Source organism: Scytonema sp. PCC 10023 (assembly GCF_963920835.1).
Taxonomy (GTDB): Bacteria; Cyanobacteriota; Cyanobacteriia; order Cyanobacteriales; family Nostocaceae; genus Kalymmatonema.
In genome coordinates this window covers 1-17329 of the sequence record NZ_CAWUDP010000151.1, presented here as the reverse complement: position 1 = coordinate 17329, position 17329 = coordinate 1, and the positions used below count along the sequence as shown (strand labels likewise).

The following is a 17329-nucleotide window of genomic DNA, read 5'->3' as shown; positions in this document are numbered from 1 at the left end:
CGCTTTGCGGCAACTGTCCTATCATAGCTCAAAATTTTGAACTCAGCTTTTTGCTACCCCTGTTTTCTTTTCTAAGGTTCCGCCTGCCAAAGCCTTGTTGACTTCACTACTTGGCTGACTATAAAAAATTCCCCCTGCATTTGCTGCATTGGGGGGGGGTGAAGGCGAACTGAACTAAAAGAATGTAAGATATTTCCCAGTTATGACTGTCACTAGACAGTAGTCAACGTGCTTGGCTGTGCCCACTCCTGCGTCAGAGTAACATTGCTAGCTGTGAGTGGAATGCTGGCAGAAAGACCACTATCGCGACTGACTTGGTCAATCGAGGTCAAGCCAAGGGAAACCAGGAGATCCCAAGCCTCAGTTGCAGTGAAAGGGTCTTGAACCTGAATGTCAACGACACCAGAGAGGGTTGGCTCGTTTTGTGTACCACCGCCTTTAGTGGCAAAGTTAAGTCCGGCAAGACCGACACGCGGATCAACGTTGAGAGATTTTTCTAACCCCAACAGGATGATTTCGTCATTATCGATCGCAGGAGGACGACCTACAGAGAATGGATAGTTGTTGTCGTTGGCAACCAAGATGGTCTTTTCGTCAATCACGAGCACATTTTCGATGGTTTGGAAGGGGAAGGTGAAGTTTGTGCTGCCATCTTGATTCAAGTCATTTGGGTCTTGAATATTAAGTAGATCCGCCACTTCTTCTTTTGCCACATATCCATTGGCATCTTTTTGGGACAAGTCAACCTTATATATTTTCTTGAATTTGGCAGTATCTGCCTGTCCATTATCGCGCTCAATCACCAAATATTCATTCTCGTTAACAACGGTAAAGTCGCCGATCGCGTGGCTGGTGTCTTCTAGACGGTAGTACCCAACTAGACCTTCATACTGTTTGCTTGCAACATCAAACTCATAAATTCGCAGGGCATTGTTGGGATCACCGAGAACTGATCCTTCTAGTAAAGGATACAATTTGGTTTTGTCGGGACTAATTGCTAAGCCCTCAAAGCCCTTGGAACCGCCGAGATTAGAAGGTGCAAGACCAGCCAGAACATCGGGGTTATCGGGCGATCGCACAAATTCGCCAGTAATTTGGTCGCGGACTTTGTCGCCTGTGCGAGGGAAATCGGTGAAGTAGCCATCCACACCCAACTGGATAAACTGCCTGTACTCCAGTTCTGGGTTGCCGTTGTAGTCTGCTGCTAGGTATTGGTTTTCATTGCGGAAGGTGTAGGGATGTACCAGCAAACCTGCTGCGTGAGCATCTTGCACTAGAGTTGTGGGAGGTAGGGTGGTTTTGTCAGCGTCGTTGACGACTCCATCTCCATTGACATCATCTGCTCTCCCATCGCCATCGGCATCGACTCCTTGAACCGAGACAATCATTCGCTTCCAGGGACCAATGCCATCAGCATAAGTCGCAATTTCCTGCAAACCTTCGGGTGTCCGTAGGTCGCCATAAGTGCGGGGATCACCGCTCACCACGAAATCATAGGGCTGCCTCTCAATCAGCGTACCGTTGAGGGCAACATCAGTTGCATCCAACAATTGCACCAACGGCACATCTATCTTTTGGTTGAGTTCTTTGAGGTTTCCCACTTCAAATGATTGGATAAACACTCGATTGGGGTCAGTAAACCCAGTTTTCTCCAGAGTTTCAACCAGTGGTTCTTCCAAGGACAAGCCGACAGAATCGTGGTAAGTCGGGTGCTTGGTTTCCGGATAGATACCAATTTTGCGACCTGTTTCGGCTTCTACCTGCTTAACCAGGTTGATCACTTCCTCAAGGGTGGGAACTTCAAACAGACCGTTATAGGATTGATCTCGGAAGGAAAGACGTTCCTTCGCCCGCAAGGTCTTAATTTCTTCTAAAGTGAAGTCGTCAGCAAACCACCCTCTTTCGGTAACACCGTCAATTACCTTGGTAGTATAGCGATCGGCAAACTCTGGGCGAGTTGCTACATCGGTGGTATCAGTGATATTGACTTCATGGCGAGCGATTAACACTCCATCCTTTGTGGAAACTAGATCTGGCTCAATAAAGTCAGCGCCCTGCTCAATTGCCAATTTGTATGATTCTAGGGTATGCTCTGGACGCTCACCACTGGCTCCCCGGTGACCAATCACAATAGGGGGTTGACCATTTAAGGTGTTCAGGTTGTAGTAGTTGGGGGTGGCAATTGGAGCTTCTAACAATTTACCTGTTCCATCAACGTGCAACAGGTAAGGACCAAATTCATCCCCAATCCAAATAGTCCCATCGCCAGCTAAGACAAAGGATTCTGTGTCAAAATCTGCACCTGTTAGCAGACGGTCTTTGGTACTTTCGTTGACGATTTTAAATGGGACTTGGTTATTGGGGTCAGATAACTGGATGTTTTTGAGTACCTTAACACTACCGTCACCCCCTTCTATACCTCGGAAACTGGGATCTACGCGGTTGATTCGTAGCAGGAAATCAGCGCTGTTGTTCTTTGCCCCAAAACCATTGTCAGAAAGGAACCAGAAGGTCTTTTGGTCGGCAAACTGTACGCCACTAAAGCCTTGAACAGGTTGTCCTGGAAACGGAATGGTTCGTCCATTAGTATTACCTGTGATAAAGTTTCCAGAGGGAGAACCCTCAGCAAATGTATCTGCTGGTAGTGAAGCAAATCCCTTGAGTGTTACGTTCGCCATACTTTTTTCCCTTAATTTGTCGCAACCTAATTTGTTAAGCGGTCGCTGTACTATCTGCCTTGAATTGAGCGTTTGTTTGCAGCACAAAATTGAGATTGAATCTCTTTTTTCTGATAGACGCTGGTGGAAACGAAGCTCCTAACACCTGTCAATATTAGAATGTACTGAACCTGTAATATTTAGCTTCTGTACATCTCCATCGAACCTCTCATACGTAGGTTAAGAATAAGAAATGGTTTGATTAAAAATATTATTGTTCCTCAAGTTATGATGATCCCAATTAGAGCTAGTATGACTATTTAAGTGACTAAATAATTCACTAAGGAACTTCCAATTAAAAAAATCTCCAATTTGTACTGACAGAAACAACGGTGGGTTACGGCGCGATGCAAGTCCTGCATGTAAAATCTCAACTGTCGTCGCCTAACCCACCCTACATAATGGATAATTTATTTTTTGGTACTTCCTTTTAACCTTTAAACATGACTTGAAGTTGTAAGACTATCAATATCACACATATTTGAGAGTAAGGATCTAGCTTATCAAGCTGGAACAGAAATGAGACTTGGATGATAAGCTTGTTAACTTTTATTGAAGGTATACTTCATCATAAATTCTGTGATCTACTTAATTAAGTTAGGGCACCTCTTTTTCTAGCCTCTTTAAGAGAAATTAACCAATTTTTTAGGTGGTTAAACTTCTTATCCGAAACGCCCGGAAGTATAGTCGCGGGTACGAGGATCGAGGGCGTTGCTGAAAATTTGAGTGGTTTCTCCAAATTCCACCATTTGACCGATTCGACTTTCGTCGGTGCTGAAGAAAGCGGTGAAATCAGAAACGCGAGCTGCTTGCTGCATATTATGAGTAACAATTGCAATTGTTAGTTCGTTGCGTAAACTGTAGATGAGTTCCTCAATTTTCATTGTTGCAATGGGGTCAAGAGCCGAACAAGGCTCATCCATTAATAAAACTTTTGGTTTAACTGCCAAAGCACGGGCAATGCACAGCCTTTGTTGTTGACCCCCAGAAAGCCCCAAAGCTGATTTCTGTAGTTTATCTTTTACTTCATCCCAGATAGCAGCACCTTTGAGAGCCGATTCGACAATTGCATCTAACTCTGCTCTCGGACGCCATCCAGCTATTTTTATACCGTAGACAATATTATCGTAAATACTCATGGGAAAAAGATTCGGCTTTTGGAACACCATACCTATCTGGCGGCGTAACCGATTTAAGTTCACACGAGAGTTGTAAATATTCTGACCATAAAATTCTACGCTGCCATCTACTTTTACTGATCCTTCTAATTCGCTAATACGATTAAGGCATTTAATGAAAGTTGATTTTCCACAACCACTAGGACCAATAATTGCGGTAACTTGGTTTTCGTAGATGTCCATTGACACGCCTTCCAACGCTTTGGAAGTGCCATAGTAGAAGCGGAGATTCCTGACTTGGATGGCTGGCTTTAACTTACTCATACTGTGCTAGGTACTACAACAAAAACTCACACCGTTGCTGATGTTGTGATTATACGTTTCTCTTTCTAGTGAAGACACGAGAAAGAATACTGATTAACATAATGATCCCAACTAAGACGAGAGAAGCTGTCCAGACTAATGCTGTTTTTTCTGGTGAGGGGTCGTTGTATAAGTTAAAAACTAATACTGATAGCGAAGCTGTTGGACTGATTAAGTCGCTTGACCAATCTAGACTAAACAAAGCAGTAAAAATCAATGGTGCTGTTTCACCAGCAGCACGCGCTACGGCTAACAAAACTCCTGTGGTAATTGCAGGAAGTGCTGCGGTAACAACGACGCGAAAAATCGTCTGGAAGCGAGTCCCTCCCAAGGCGGCAGATCCAAGACGTACAGAGGTGGGAACAAGTTTTAAGGCTTCTTCTGTTGTCAGTACAACAACAGGAAGCATGAGAACCGCTAATGCAAAACCACCTGCGATCGCACTAAATTGCTTAGTGATTAATACAATAACAGCATATGCAAAAATACCTACTACAATCGAAGGAACTCCAGTGAGGATAGACGCGACAAAGCGAACAGCACGACCAATTGGATTTCCTCTACCAATTTCTGATAGAAATATGCCTGTCATGACTCCAGTGGGAACACTCAATAGCACAGCAATTGCTACCATTTCTAAGGTACCAAGAATTGCATTCCCAAATCCATCGTAGAGCACTGATGTTACAAACATTGACGGCTTGAGGCTTGTTATACCTCGTCCGATGATTTCCCATAGTAATGACAGCAAAGGAATCAGGGCTAAAGCTGAGAGCAAGAATGCTATCACAGTCATTCCATTGTTAAATATCAGCCTGACAGGTGGTAGAGGACTATATATTTCTGCTGCCACAGATTTATCTATTTCAGACTCTCGATTACTAGTCATATCCCTTACGCCTTTACATATTCAAATGATTTGGGAACTTTGGCGTCTCTCTTTGGAAATATACCTAAGAGGACATTGTTGTCAATTGTTTGCGCTACAAGTATGTGTCCTTACCGTGTTTACAGTGATGGCGGTTTTCATTTGAGTCGAATACACATCCGAGCGGTGGATGTGGTATTTTACATACGGTGGTAGGAGTTCAACTGTATGAATCCCTATTAGGGATTGAAATAGCTTCTTATCTACTCTTGCGACCAACAAACTGTACAATCACCAAAGCACAAATATTGACAACTAAAGTCACAACAAACAAAATCAAACCCAAATATGTCAGAGCACCAAGGTGCAACGGATCTTGAGCTTCAGCAAATTCATTGGCTAGTACAGAGGGAATTGTGTAACCTGGATCGAGTAGTGAAGCACTAATCTGAGCCGAGTTACCAATCACCATAGTCACAGCCATTGTTTCTCCCAAAGCCCTTCCCAAGGCAAGCATGGCTGCACCGACAATTCCAGAAAATGCAGCAGGTAGTATGACCCGAAAAATGGTTTCCCAACGGGTAGAACCCAAAGCCATTGATCCGCTTCGCAACTCCTTAGGAACGACTAACAAGACTTCACGACTAATTGCTGCCATCGTAGGCAGAATCATAATCGCAAGAATTATGCCAGCAGTCAACAGATTGAATCCAGCAGGACCTGGTGTACTAAACAGAGGTATCCAAGAAAAGGTGGTAGATAGCCAAGTTTGTAGGGGGATCAGCGCCGGAATAAAGATATAAACACCCCACAAACCAATAATGACGCTAGGAATAGCGGCGATCAGCTCTACAACAAAAGCTATGGTCGTTCGTGCTGAAGGAGGGATAAAATTTTCACTCGTAATTAAAGCGATCGCTATCCCTACTGGTACAGCAAACAACATGGCGATCGCGCTGCTAACCAGAGTTCCGTAAATGTAAGGCAAAGCACCAAAAACTAGATTACTTGTATTCCATTCTTGACCCCATAAGAACCCCAGTCCAAACTTTTGAATAGCTGGTAAAGCTTGTTGGAAAATGACCAAACTCATCCAGAACAGGACAGCAACTGTCACGCCAGCAAATACGTAAACTAGCCATGTAAATCCTTGGTCTATCCAAAAATTTTTCCCACTGGTCGCTGTTATGTCTATACTCTCATTAATCAAATTAGGTTGATTACTATTAGCTGGTTCAGAGGAATTAGCCATTACTCATCAGTAAATTAAACTATTTTCATGACATTAGGGTGGACTGCTTAGCCACCCTGGTAGAGCAAAAAGTGTCAGATGACAGATTATTTGATAGCGCTGTTAACTGTTTGTATTACCTTTTGAGCTACAGGAGCTGGAATGCGAGTGTAGTTGAGGTCGTCATTAATCTGTTGACCATCAGTTAACACCCAATTCACAAAGTTCTTCACAGCAGTTCCTTTGGCAGCATTAGGATAATTTTTGTAGACCAACAGCCAGGTTAGACCAACAATAGGATAACCTTGTGTTGGATCGCCAACAAAAACCCGGTAGTTTTCTGGGAAGCTTACATTTGACAATGCTTCATTGGCAGATTGTAAAGAAGGAGCTACAAATTGTCCTTGTTTGTTCTGCACCTGTGCTGAGCTTAATTTGTTCGTCTGGGCATATTGATATTCAACATAACCAATAGCACCAGGAGTGCGATTTACTAAATTAGCAACGCCTGGGTTTCCTTTGCCTTTAAGCGCATTTGGAATAGTCCAGTTTGGAGTGGTGCTGGCACCAATTCTGCCTTTGAAATAAGGACTAATAGTAGTTAAGTGGTTGGAGAAAATAAAACTTGTACCGCTACTATCAGCGCGAACAACAACCTTAATCGGCTGATTTGGTAGATTGACACCAGGATTATCAGCTTTAATTTGAGCGTCGTTCCAGTTAGTAATTTGACCAGAGAAAATACCTGGGAGTGTCTTGCGAGACAATTTCAGTTCTTTTACACCAGGAATATTATAAACAACAGAAACAGCACCACCTGCGGTCGGTACTAGGATGACACCATTCTTGACTTTGGCGATTTCGTCATCTTTCATTGCAGCATCACTAGCACCAAAGTCAACAGTTCCGCTAATGACTTGACGGATACCTGCACCGCTACCAACAGCTTGATAGTTAACTCCTAGGTTTGGATACTTCTTTTTTACTTCACGAGCATAACGTTCGTAGAGCGGAGCCGGAAAGGTTGCTCCTGCACCATTGATAGTTTGTGCTTGTTGGGAATTTGCTGTAAAAATTGGTCCAAAAGCAACAACAGCCGTGAGCGCTGAAGCACTAACTACACGATTCAAAACGGTAGTTGAAAATTTCATATGCCTCGGTATTAAGGAAAAAATTTTTGTTGAGCGACAATACGCAAATACCCTACTATGACGCTAGTTAATAAAAGATTAAGGGATGATAAATTAATATTTAAATATATTTTAAATATTCTCAATATTTTGGAAAATTAGATTTCAAATATTTATTTTGTAGACTCAATATTAAAAAGTAAAAGCTATTTTTTTACCTAGGTATTATATTTAATTTCTAAGAAAATTATAAAATCTCTTAACAGTAAATAATTTTATATTGCATAAATGAAGATATAAATTTATACTTTAAAAATAATGAATTGATGCTATAGGACTCCTATTTGGTTTTTGAACGACACGTAAGGTGGGCAGTGTTTAGCAAAACCCGGATGTAGTCGGGAAAATACGGTAAGCACTGCCACCCTACAATACTTAAGATTTTTCATAAATCATTTAGGATTGCTATATTTTAAATTTTGTTTGAATGAGTTTGAAGGCTAATTGAGCAATTCAAAGAGCGCAAAACCCTTATGCTCCAATCATTTTCTCCTAAAACTTTACTTATAGGCTTGCAGCAAATATCCCCATATATGCTGCTACTTTCATTAATCTTACATGGCATATTACTTGCAATACCAATATCTTCATTGTTTCCTGAAAAGACACAACTGTCCACAACAGCAAAAAATGAAGAAACCGCAAAAAATGAAAAAGACTTAAATGTGTTTCCAGTAACAAGAGGTACTCAACTTTTCAGCGCAGATAAAACGCTTGTAACTCCTAAACCACCTGTCGAGACTTCTGTGGTAACAGAACCTGATCCTGTGATTGAGGAAGTATCACCACCGCTTGCTACCCCCGAATTTATGGAAACATGGGAACACAGTCAAGAGAATGCGCTTCCAGAGGGATACATGGAAGAGGACACCGAGAATAGAGAAGAACTCATTGCATCGCTTCCTTTACTCTCCCCGTCTTCCGTACCCTCGCCTGTCATAGCTAATTCTCAGGAGCAGACAACTAAGAATAAGAAACAATTGCCTACTTCCACAACTAAGCGAAAACCTTATTTAAAACAAAAGAAGAAATCTCTTGCTCGCGCTTCTAAAGATTCTACTGCTTCTGGTGTTGTTTCTGACTTTTCTACAAACACAAGTACTCAAAAAGTTTACGTTGATTCGTTACCAGGATATATAGACAAACCTGATCTGCAAACATCCGAGATGCTACCCCAGATTTCCGACAAAGAAGCATTTGATACTACCTTCTTGAGCCTTGGAAGAGAAATTATCTTGACAGCAGATTTAAATTTTGCAGAACCAGATAAATTTTCTCTTTCAAAGCCTGGAGTAGAGAATATCTTTGGTACCGCTATAGACAAAACTCCTGATGAATTAGCCTTGCTTGTCAAGACTAAACTGGAGGCGCAAGGTTTTCAAGTATCTCAAATAAATACTTACGGCGGAGGACCACTTTATAAAGTGAAAAAGAATACTTTCAGCGAATACATTTCTTTTGCGCCTACCATAGATGGAACAGGAGCAATTATTGTTACTTGGAGAACTGCTCCTGTTTCAGTCAGTTATCAGTTGTGAGTTGTGAATTGTTAGTTATTAGATTTCTTGCATTCATTGCAAAAAAAAGAATAATTAACCACAGATGGACACAGATGGACACAGATGGAACTCACATTCCGCAAGAGGGCTTTTAGATTTCTTGAAAAAGTATGATTAATGGATATTTAGAACTAGTGATATTAGGTATTTTACCGTGCGGGAACGCAAGAGCGGCGAACGGGCGGGAAGGAAGTAGTAATCTTTTGTTCACTCATCACTAATAACTGTTCACTGTTCACTGGTCATTATTAGTCTGGGTGCTTGGTTGCGTAGAAGGTTGATGCCAACATTGCAAGTAAATGAGTTCTAATTCGTTGCCAACTTGAGAAAAAAAGCTCATTTGCTGTGATTGCAAACATAAAAAAATTCTGAAGAATACAAAGGCAAAAATTGCTACAGCTATTCCAGTTAGAGAACTAATCAATGCCTCAACGATACCAGAGGTTACTGTAGAGAAATCAGTAATGCCCACAGAGTTAGTTTTGAGATGAGTGAAAACAGTGAACAGACCATTTGCCGTACCTAGGATACCCAGTAAAGGGGCGATCGCCACCACACTTTCCAGTAGCATATCACCTTTACGCATTGCCATGCATTCTTTATCACAAGCGGCTTTGATTGCCAAATGAAACGTTTCGGGAGTGGGATTTTTCAGCCTCAGAGGTTCGACTAAAAAGCGACTAATGGCTAAACTTTGGCTACTTTCTGCAATTTTTTCGGCTTTCTCTAAGTCTACCTTTGCCGCTGCAAAAATTTCACGCACTACCTGTTTTTCTCGAATCACTAGCATCAACCAGAACCAACTGCGTTCCAAGATGCATGCTAAAGTTACTACGGATAAAGCCAACAGGGGCCACATGGCAAGACCACCTGCTAGGAAAGTATCATATATTCTAGTCATATTGAATCAGGTAAGCCCTTACTGGTAAAAATAAATGCATATTGTGGTGAGAATACCAGAATTATTTTTATTATTAGTTAAAGAAAATGAATTTCCTAATTAAATGGCAGTTAAAGTGAGTAGGGGACTAGAGAAAAAACGTATCATAACGAGTGACTCATGACTCATGACTAATAATATAAGAAAGCGCTTCACACTTCTTAAATATTAATTTATTGGAACAATGGCAAGAGATTTGCGAGGATTCATCAAAATTCTGGAAGAAAAGGGACAATTACGGCGGATTGCAGCGCCAGTTGACCCAGATTTAGAAATTGCTGAGATTGCCAACCGGATGCTGCAAAAAGGTGGTCCTGGACTCCTATTTGAAAACGTCAAAGGTGCATCCTTCCCGGTGGCGGTGAACTTGCTGGGAACAGTGGAACGGATATGCTGGGCGATGAATATGCAGCATCCGCAGGAGTTAGAGGAATTGGGCAAAAAGTTGGCAATGCTGCAACAACCAAAACCACCTAAGAAGATTTCTCAGGCGGTGGAGTTTGGTAAGGTGCTGTTTGATGTCCTGAAGGCAAAACCAGGACGCGACTTTTTCCCCGCTTGTCAGCAGGTGGTTCTTCAAGGTAATGAGTTAGATTTGAACAAGTTACCTTTGATACGTCCTTATGTGGGTGATGCAGGCAAGATTGTCACGCTGGGACTAGTGATTACGAAAGATTGTGAAACGGGAACGCCAAATGTGGGCGTGTATCGCTTGCAACTGCAATCTCAGAATACGATGACCGTTCACTGGTTATCGGTGCGGGGTGGCGCAAGGCATTTACGCAAGGCAGCAGAACGTGGGAAAAAATTAGAAGTGGCGATCGCCCTCGGTGTAGATCCTCTGATTATCATGGCGGCTGCGACACCAATACCTGTAGACTTGTCAGAATGGCTGTTCGCTGGGCTTTACGGCGGTTCTGGCGTGCAGCTGGCAAAGTGTAAAACGGTAGATTTAGAAGTTCCAGCAGATTCAGAATTCGTCCTGGAAGGAACAATTACACCAGGAGAAGTATTACCAGATGGTCCGTTTGGCGACCACATGGGTTACTATGGCGGCGTGGAAGATTCGCCCTTAATTCGCTTTCATTGTATGACGCATCGCAAAGACCCGATTTATTTAACCACATTTAGCGGGCGTCCACCGAAAGAAGAAGCAATGATGGCGATCGCCCTCAATCGCATCTACACCCCAATTTTGCGGCAACAAGTTTCGGAAATTGTAGACTTTTTCTTGCCGATGGAAGCGCTATCGTACAAAGCGGCGATTATATCTATAGATAAAGCATATCCTGGACAAGCGCGACGAGCCGCTCTTGCTTTTTGGAGTGCTTTGCCACAGTTCACTTACACCAAGTTTGTGATTGTGGTGGATAAAGACATCAATATTAGAGATCCACGTCAAGTGGTGTGGGCGATTAGTTCGAAAGTTGATCCGACACGGGATGTGTTTATTTTGCCGAATACGCCTTTCGACAGTTTGGATTTTGCTAGCGAGAAGATTGGTTTGGGTGGAAGGATGGGAATTGATGCAACAACGAAGATTCCGCCGGAAACCGAACATGAGTGGGGTGCGCCTTTGGAGTCAGATCCACAGGTGGCGGCGATGGTTGAGAGGCGTTGGGCGGAGTATGGTTTGGGGGATTTGCAGTTGGGAGAGGTGGATGTGAATTTGTTTGGCTACGATGTGAGGTAGAACCCCACCCCTAACCCCTCCCCGCAAGCGAGGAGGGGGATAAGGCAAGATTCTCAAATTTGCTGTTGAGGTGTTTTTATGCCTTCGCCGTTTCCTGGAATGAATCCTTATTTAGAAAACCCTGCATTATGGTCAGAAGTACATAATTTGTTGATAGTGGCTATCTTTGATGCCCTGAATCCTCAACTGCGTCCAAAATATCGAGCCACTATTGAACAACGAGTTTATCAGACTACTGGAGAAGATTCTATATTGGTGGGTATTCCTGATGTAGCGGTGCAACGTCAACAAAAGACAACTAAACCGGAAACAGCGAATGTTGCTGTCACCTCACTCCCAATCGAAGCTGTGACGGTAACAATTCCCACGCCTAAAACTGTTAGGGAAAGTTATCTGGAAGTGCGAGAAGTGACGACGCGGGAAGTGGTGACAGTCATTGAGGTTCTCTCTCCTAAGAATAAGCGTGTAGGAGAAGGACGCAGGGCATATGAAAGAAAGCGTCAGCGAGTGCTAGGAAGTTTCACCAATTTAGTTGAAATCGACTTACTGCGAGACGGCAAACCAATGCTGATTTTGCACAATGATATTCAAAGTGATTATCGGATTTTGGTCAGTCGTGGTGAACACCGTCCCAAAGCTGATTTATATGCTTTTAATTTACAAAATGTGATTCCTTCTTTTCCGTTGCCTTTGCGTTCAGAAGATATTGAACCAGTGGTAGATTTACAAACATTAATAAGTGAAATATATAATCGGGCTAGTTATGATTTAGTCATCGATTACAGCCGTGAACCAGTGCCAACACTATCAGAAGAGGATGGCGCATGGAATGATACTTGGTTACGGCAGCAAGGACTTCGTTGAAAATGAGAATGAGGAGTCACAACGATGCCATCTCCATTTCCTGGAATGAATCCATATTTAGAACATCCTGAATTATTTCCAGGATTTCATCACTGGTTAATTATTGAAATCGCCAGGTTGTTGTCTCCCCAACTACGTCCTAAATATCGTGTTGCGGTAGAAGTGCGAATGTATGAAACAACAGATGAAAATTCTCTGCTTGTTGGTATTCCTGATGTGACAGTAAAAAGTAGGCAGACTGCAACAGATTCAACAATAAATAATGTGGCAGTTGCTGCACCAGCAGCGACAGAACCAGTTAGGGTAACAGTTCCTATGCCTGTGACTATCAAAGAAGGTTATTTAGAAGTAAGGGAAGTAGAAACAGAGGCATTGATTACTACTATTGAAATTGTTTCGCCTACTAATAACCGTGCGGAAAAAGGACGGCAGATGTATGAAGAAAAGCGTTATCAGGTACTAGGAAGTCGAACTAATTTAGTTGAGATTGATTTACTACGTAAGGGTGAACCAATGCCCTTTTTTGACAAGAATATTGAAAGTCACTATCGAATTTTGGTTTGTCGAGGCGATAAGCGTCCTTATGCTGATTTATATGCTTTTAATTTGCAAGATGTAATTCCGACTTTTTCCTTACCTTTGCGTTCAGGAGATACCGAACCCGTTCTTAATTTACAGGCTTTGTTAAATGAAGTATATGACGTGTCTGGATATGATTTAGTTGTAGATTACAGTCAAGAACCAGTACCCGCGTTGTCAGAAAAAGATGCAGCTTGGGCTGATGCACTGTTGCAAGAGAAAGGGTTAAGATAACGTAAATAATATTCCACTCAAATTATTCCACTCAAATTTTCCCTTTTTAAATAAAATATAACACATCTGTAAGATGAATTTTCTTGTTGTTTTTTGTTGATTTATTAATACTCTTTTAGTACCTAAGAGTAATTTTTGACATCGTTATGCTCAGAGTTCAGAGCATAACGATGACACTAAATAACGACGAATGCATTACTCTGCTTGAGCAAATTCGCTGGGGTGGAAAGCCAAAGTGTCCGTATTGTGGTTCAACTAAAGCAACAGCATACAAGAGTGAACGCAGATATCATTGTAACGAATGTTTTACTTCATATAGTGTTACAGTTGGTACTCTTTTTCACAAGACTCATGTAGAATTACAGAAGTGGTTTTTAGCGATTCGACTTGTGCTGAATTCACCAGGAGGTGTCAGTGTGCGTCAGCTTGCAAAAGAGATTGGGGTTAATAAGAATACAGCAGCTTACATGATTGCGCGTATTCGTGAGGCAATCGCTGATGAACCGCAGCTAATAAAGAGGTTTGCAGAAATTCAATAAACACTAGAAGTGAGTAGCAATAAAATAAAGGCATTATTACGCTCGTTCATCTTTGCTAACTATAGTATTTTTTGGAAAAATTTTGCTATGGAGAAGGCTGACAAGTATGAGAAATAGTGAAAAATTTTTTGGAAGAGCATTACGGGTATTAAGAGATCAATGCCTATCAAGAGTTCAAATTATAACAATTGGATCTGCACTAATTATGTTGATAGGGCTAGTTTGGCTACAGAGTTCTAGCGCCTCCAGCAAGACTCAGCCGCATCCAACAGTGGAAGATTTGAACAATAAATTGGATAAATTGAATGATAAAGTAGAAAAATTGAATAAAAATCAAGCTAACAAAATAGAGGTAATCAATAAACAGCAACAACTAATTTTGGAAAAGCAGGAATTAAAAGATAAAGCACAAGGAACAGCATCAACTAAAGAGAATTCCAAAGAAATAGATTTGAGAACTGCCGAAGTTAATGATTTACGTGCAGAATTAATGACTTTACAACCTGACATAAAAGCACTAAAGGAAGACTTAGAACCCAAAAACAAAGTTTTAGAGGCTCAAATCAACACAATAGGTGAACAACAACAAAATTTTGTTTCAGGTGTGATATGGATTCTAGGACTTTTTACTTTAGGTAACTTACTAAAGGATTATATTATTAAGAATGCAGAAATACAAGATTTGAAGTCTATCATCACAAAAGAGTTAGAGAATGGTTTACAAAATATTAATGAAGAAAGTATGAGAAAAATAAAAACCAAACAATTGCTGTTAGATTATCAAACAGCAGTGTTAGCGGCAGAAAGACTGGAATATGATTATATAAATACAAAAGAAGTATATTTATGCATATCTGCCATTTGTGAACGTTTAAGAGCAATTCAGATATTAGCAGAACTCAAAAAAAATGTTGAGTTAGATACGGTAACAAATTTCCACACCAAGCAGCTATTTAATTTCATACAGTCTGATATCGAGAAAAATTGTGAGATTGTAAAACAAGTTAGCCGCAATAGTAAAGAGAAAATAAATCACATTAGTCACCTAATAGACGCTGCAAATATATATGAAATATTACACAAAATTGCTGATGAAGAATACAAAAATAAAACTCAAAAAATAATCAATGAATTGCATTCTCTAAATAATCAATGAATTGCATTCTCTACCAGCAGTAATAAATTATCATGTCAAACAGTAATTATTTTATTATATAAAGATTAATTATATAATAAAAAGTGACAAGGAGATTAATGAAGAATGGATGCTACTAACACTTTTAAAGAATCTCTAGAAGAATTTCAATTTTTTTTGAAAGACTGTATTGGAAAATATAAACTTAAATATATGAATGATCCGCAAGGAATAAAGAAATATCAAGAAATTACGATAAATATATATGCTCAGGTAGATAACATATCCTCTAGAACAAATAGTACAAAGGAACAAGAAGAGCTGGAACGGCTGAAGCAAGAGATTCAACGTGAGCAAGAAATGTTTAAAAAAGTATTAGATGCACTCGAAGCTTTGAAGCAAAACAATGAGAATGTGGACATAACTGTGAACGAGTCTCCAGAAGATTTGCGAAAACGTATGGAACAGGCATGAGAAAAGTGTAATGACTTGTGATTGAGTTATAAAAATTTAACTTTTAACTGCTTTTGGTTTTCCGTTTTTCAATCAAAGCAGTTAGACTTTCCGCCAAATACTTAAAATAATCCATTTCATAACACGATTGTATAGAAGATTTCTCAGTAGAGAGTTTTTTAAACTTTTCCAATATTTTAGTAATGTAAAAATTATTATCAAATCTAGGTGAGTCTTTACTAAAAGCTTGATTTATTCCCCATTTACTTAAAAAGAGTTTAGCATGACAAGAGGGCTTTTCAAGGAGAACGCATTTACCTTCAATCTTAAGACATTGTTTTATTAATTCAGAGAATTTCTTTGAGTCTTCAACTATATCTGGAGTTCCAGAGAAAGGTTGTTTATTTTTCGGAAGACTTTCAAATTGTGCGTCAATTTCTTTATATTTACTAGATATATTATTTAAAGTCTCTGTATTATCTTTAATTAAAGTAATAAATTCTGCAATTTTACTTCTAACCTCTTTTTTAAGTTTGCTAACTTCTTGAAGAAGTTCTGGATATTGTTCGATAAGTGTAGGGTAGTCAATCTTTAGACGTTCATATTCATGGTTATTGGAGCTAAAAATAGCTTCAAAATAATTGACAATATTTAGAAAATCTTGTGGAGATGAGGGAAAATTTTGGTTTTTCATAGTGAGGGGAATCTTTTAAAGGATAGCTGTTTATTTATTAGGAAGTTTATTTCACTCAAAATCAATAGTAATTGATTCACATCTAGAAAGCCAATACCGCTAACTAGGACACATCAGTTTTATTTCTCAAAGTTATCAGGCTAAAATCAGAAAGTATCACGCCCTCGTCACCACTCAAAACTTTGAGATCATTAGAACATACTCGCACCGATAAAACTAATGTCAATCACAAATGCCTAATGATGAGTATGACAGCCCGTGCAAAGAAGCTATTGAAACCTACTTTCAAGGGTTTGTAGACAAATTAGTTCAAGTTTGGCGAAGCAATGGCGAAGAAAGGTGGGTATTAGTCCATCTGGAAGTCCAAAGTCATGAAGAAACCAACTTTGCCCAACGGATGTACGTCTACCACTACCGCCTGTTTGACCGTTACAATCGGTCTGTAGCTAGTTTGGCTCAAATCCAATCCCAATAAGATATTCCCCTCAGCAGCGCCACGATTGTAGAAGATACTCATTCTCGAATAGTCCAACGCGACTGTAAGGTCTTTGCAGTCCCTGAACAAATTCAAAAAAATGGGCTGGACTTAAAGCTTTTGTTGTCATAGAACGTTCAGGTCAACGCGATGGCGCAAAGCGCCCGCCCCTTGGGGGCGATCGCCAACCATTTCACGAGTGTCAGTTTTACATTTGTAGTCAATACCTCAATGCTCAACAGTTGCTTGCTGATACTCAAGGACACTGGGGAATTGAAAATCGGCTACATTGGGTCAAAGATGTTACATTCACCGAAGATTTTCCACCACGTCGTGGTGGAAATGCTCCTGTAAATTGGGCAATCTTGCACACCTTTTTCATCACGATCACCGAAGGTGGGCGCTCTGCGCCATCGCCAGATTTTTTGGTTTCCGAACTATCCCTCAAGCACAACGCGCTTTATCCAATCAACTCGAAAAACTTTTTTCTCTTTTTGTATGAAACCACCCTGCTCCCCGCAAGCGAGGAGGGGGGATTAGAGTGAGATGGAAAGTTGGGTGGGTTGTCTTGTTGAGTCATTTGTTGTTGAGTCATTTGATGGATTGGTATTTGATTGATGTTGATTTACAGCAATTTTCAGGTAATTGAACCACAAATTACGGTAATCTGGGTCTAG

General features: G+C 40.6%; 16 protein-coding genes. 9 read left to right on the top strand and 7 right to left on the bottom strand.

What is annotated here, in order from left to right:
• Positions 1-212 precede the first annotated feature (212 nt).
• The 5 genes from ACM0OZ_RS44570 to pstS all read right to left on the bottom strand — a co-directional run bounded on the left by ACM0OZ_RS44570 (position 213) and on the right by pstS (position 7448).
• Positions 213-2765, bottom strand: coding sequence for an esterase-like activity of phytase family protein (locus ACM0OZ_RS44570; protein WP_414589327.1), 2553 nt, complete (start codon positions 2763-2765; stop codon positions 213-215).
• Positions 2766-3379: 614 nt separating this feature from the next.
• Complete coding sequence (gene pstB, locus ACM0OZ_RS44565) at positions 3380-4159, bottom strand: phosphate ABC transporter ATP-binding protein PstB (RefSeq protein WP_414589326.1); 780 nt, start codon at positions 4157-4159, stop codon at positions 3380-3382.
• Between the two features lie 49 nt (positions 4160-4208).
• Positions 4209-5087 carry a phosphate ABC transporter permease PstA gene (gene pstA / locus ACM0OZ_RS44560; protein WP_414589324.1) on the bottom strand — a complete coding sequence of 293 codons (879 nt, stop codon included), beginning with the start codon at positions 5085-5087 and terminating at the stop codon, positions 4209-4211.
• Between the two features lie 238 nt (positions 5088-5325).
• Positions 5326-6318, bottom strand: coding sequence for a phosphate ABC transporter permease subunit PstC (pstC, locus tag ACM0OZ_RS44555; protein ID WP_414589322.1), 993 nt, complete (start codon positions 6316-6318; stop codon positions 5326-5328).
• 86 nt (positions 6319-6404) lie between these two features.
• The gene (gene pstS / locus ACM0OZ_RS44550; protein ID WP_414589321.1) at positions 6405-7448 is read right to left on the bottom strand and encodes a phosphate ABC transporter substrate-binding protein PstS; all 1044 of its coding nucleotides are present in this window, start codon (positions 7446-7448) and stop codon (positions 6405-6407) included.
• Between the two features lie 512 nt (positions 7449-7960).
• On the opposite strand from pstS, the gene ACM0OZ_RS44545 reads away from it, so the two are divergent.
• A complete protein-coding gene (locus ACM0OZ_RS44545) occupies positions 7961-9025 on the top strand; it encodes a hypothetical protein (protein ID WP_414589320.1) in 1065 nt (354 codons plus the stop codon).
• Between the two features lie 256 nt (positions 9026-9281).
• Here ACM0OZ_RS44545 and ACM0OZ_RS44540 read toward each other — a convergent pair whose 3' ends face one another.
• Positions 9282-9947 (bottom strand): MotA/TolQ/ExbB proton channel family protein, encoded by a 666-nt coding sequence (locus ACM0OZ_RS44540; RefSeq protein WP_414589319.1) that lies wholly within the window; start codon positions 9945-9947, stop codon positions 9282-9284.
• A 223-nt stretch (positions 9948-10170) separates the two neighbouring features.
• Here ACM0OZ_RS44540 and ACM0OZ_RS44535 point away from each other — a divergent pair, with 223 nt between their 5' ends.
• The 6 genes from ACM0OZ_RS44535 to ACM0OZ_RS44510 all read left to right on the top strand — a co-directional run bounded on the left by ACM0OZ_RS44535 (position 10171) and on the right by ACM0OZ_RS44510 (position 15504).
• Positions 10171-11679, top strand: a complete 1509-nt coding sequence (locus ACM0OZ_RS44535; RefSeq protein ID WP_414589318.1) for a UbiD family decarboxylase — start codon at positions 10171-10173, stop codon at positions 11677-11679.
• Positions 11680-11757: 78 nt separating this feature from the next.
• Positions 11758-12543, top strand: coding sequence for a DUF4058 family protein (locus ACM0OZ_RS44530; protein ID WP_414589316.1), 786 nt, complete (start codon positions 11758-11760; stop codon positions 12541-12543).
• 24 nt (positions 12544-12567) lie between these two features.
• Positions 12568-13356 (top strand): DUF4058 family protein, encoded by a 789-nt coding sequence (locus ACM0OZ_RS44525; RefSeq protein ID WP_414589315.1) that lies wholly within the window; start codon positions 12568-12570, stop codon positions 13354-13356.
• Positions 13357-13526: 170 nt separating this feature from the next.
• Positions 13527-13895 carry a transposase gene (locus ACM0OZ_RS44520; protein WP_414589314.1) on the top strand — a complete coding sequence of 123 codons (369 nt, stop codon included), beginning with the start codon at positions 13527-13529 and terminating at the stop codon, positions 13893-13895.
• Positions 13896-14001: 106 nt separating this feature from the next.
• Complete coding sequence (locus ACM0OZ_RS44515; RefSeq protein ID WP_414589313.1) at positions 14002-15051, top strand: hypothetical protein; 1050 nt, start codon at positions 14002-14004, stop codon at positions 15049-15051.
• 105 nt (positions 15052-15156) lie between these two features.
• Complete coding sequence (locus ACM0OZ_RS44510) at positions 15157-15504, top strand: hypothetical protein (RefSeq protein ID WP_414589312.1); 348 nt, start codon at positions 15157-15159, stop codon at positions 15502-15504.
• A 43-nt stretch (positions 15505-15547) separates the two neighbouring features.
• On the opposite strand, the gene ACM0OZ_RS44505 is transcribed toward ACM0OZ_RS44510, so the two are convergent.
• On the bottom strand, positions 15548-16177 hold the full coding sequence (locus ACM0OZ_RS44505) for a hypothetical protein (RefSeq protein ID WP_414589311.1): 630 nt from the start codon (positions 16175-16177) through the stop codon (positions 15548-15550).
• 232 nt (positions 16178-16409) lie between these two features.
• On the opposite strand from ACM0OZ_RS44505, the gene ACM0OZ_RS44500 reads away from it, so the two are divergent.
• Together ACM0OZ_RS44500 and ACM0OZ_RS44495 are read left to right on the top strand one after the other, a co-directional pair.
• Positions 16410-16652: a hypothetical protein gene (locus ACM0OZ_RS44500; RefSeq protein ID WP_414589310.1), complete on the top strand. Its 243-nt coding sequence runs from the start codon at positions 16410-16412 to the stop codon at positions 16650-16652.
• A gap of 128 nt (positions 16653-16780) precedes the next feature.
• Complete coding sequence (locus tag ACM0OZ_RS44495; protein WP_414589328.1) at positions 16781-17197, top strand: transposase; 417 nt, start codon at positions 16781-16783, stop codon at positions 17195-17197.
• Positions 17198-17329 lie beyond the last annotated feature (132 nt).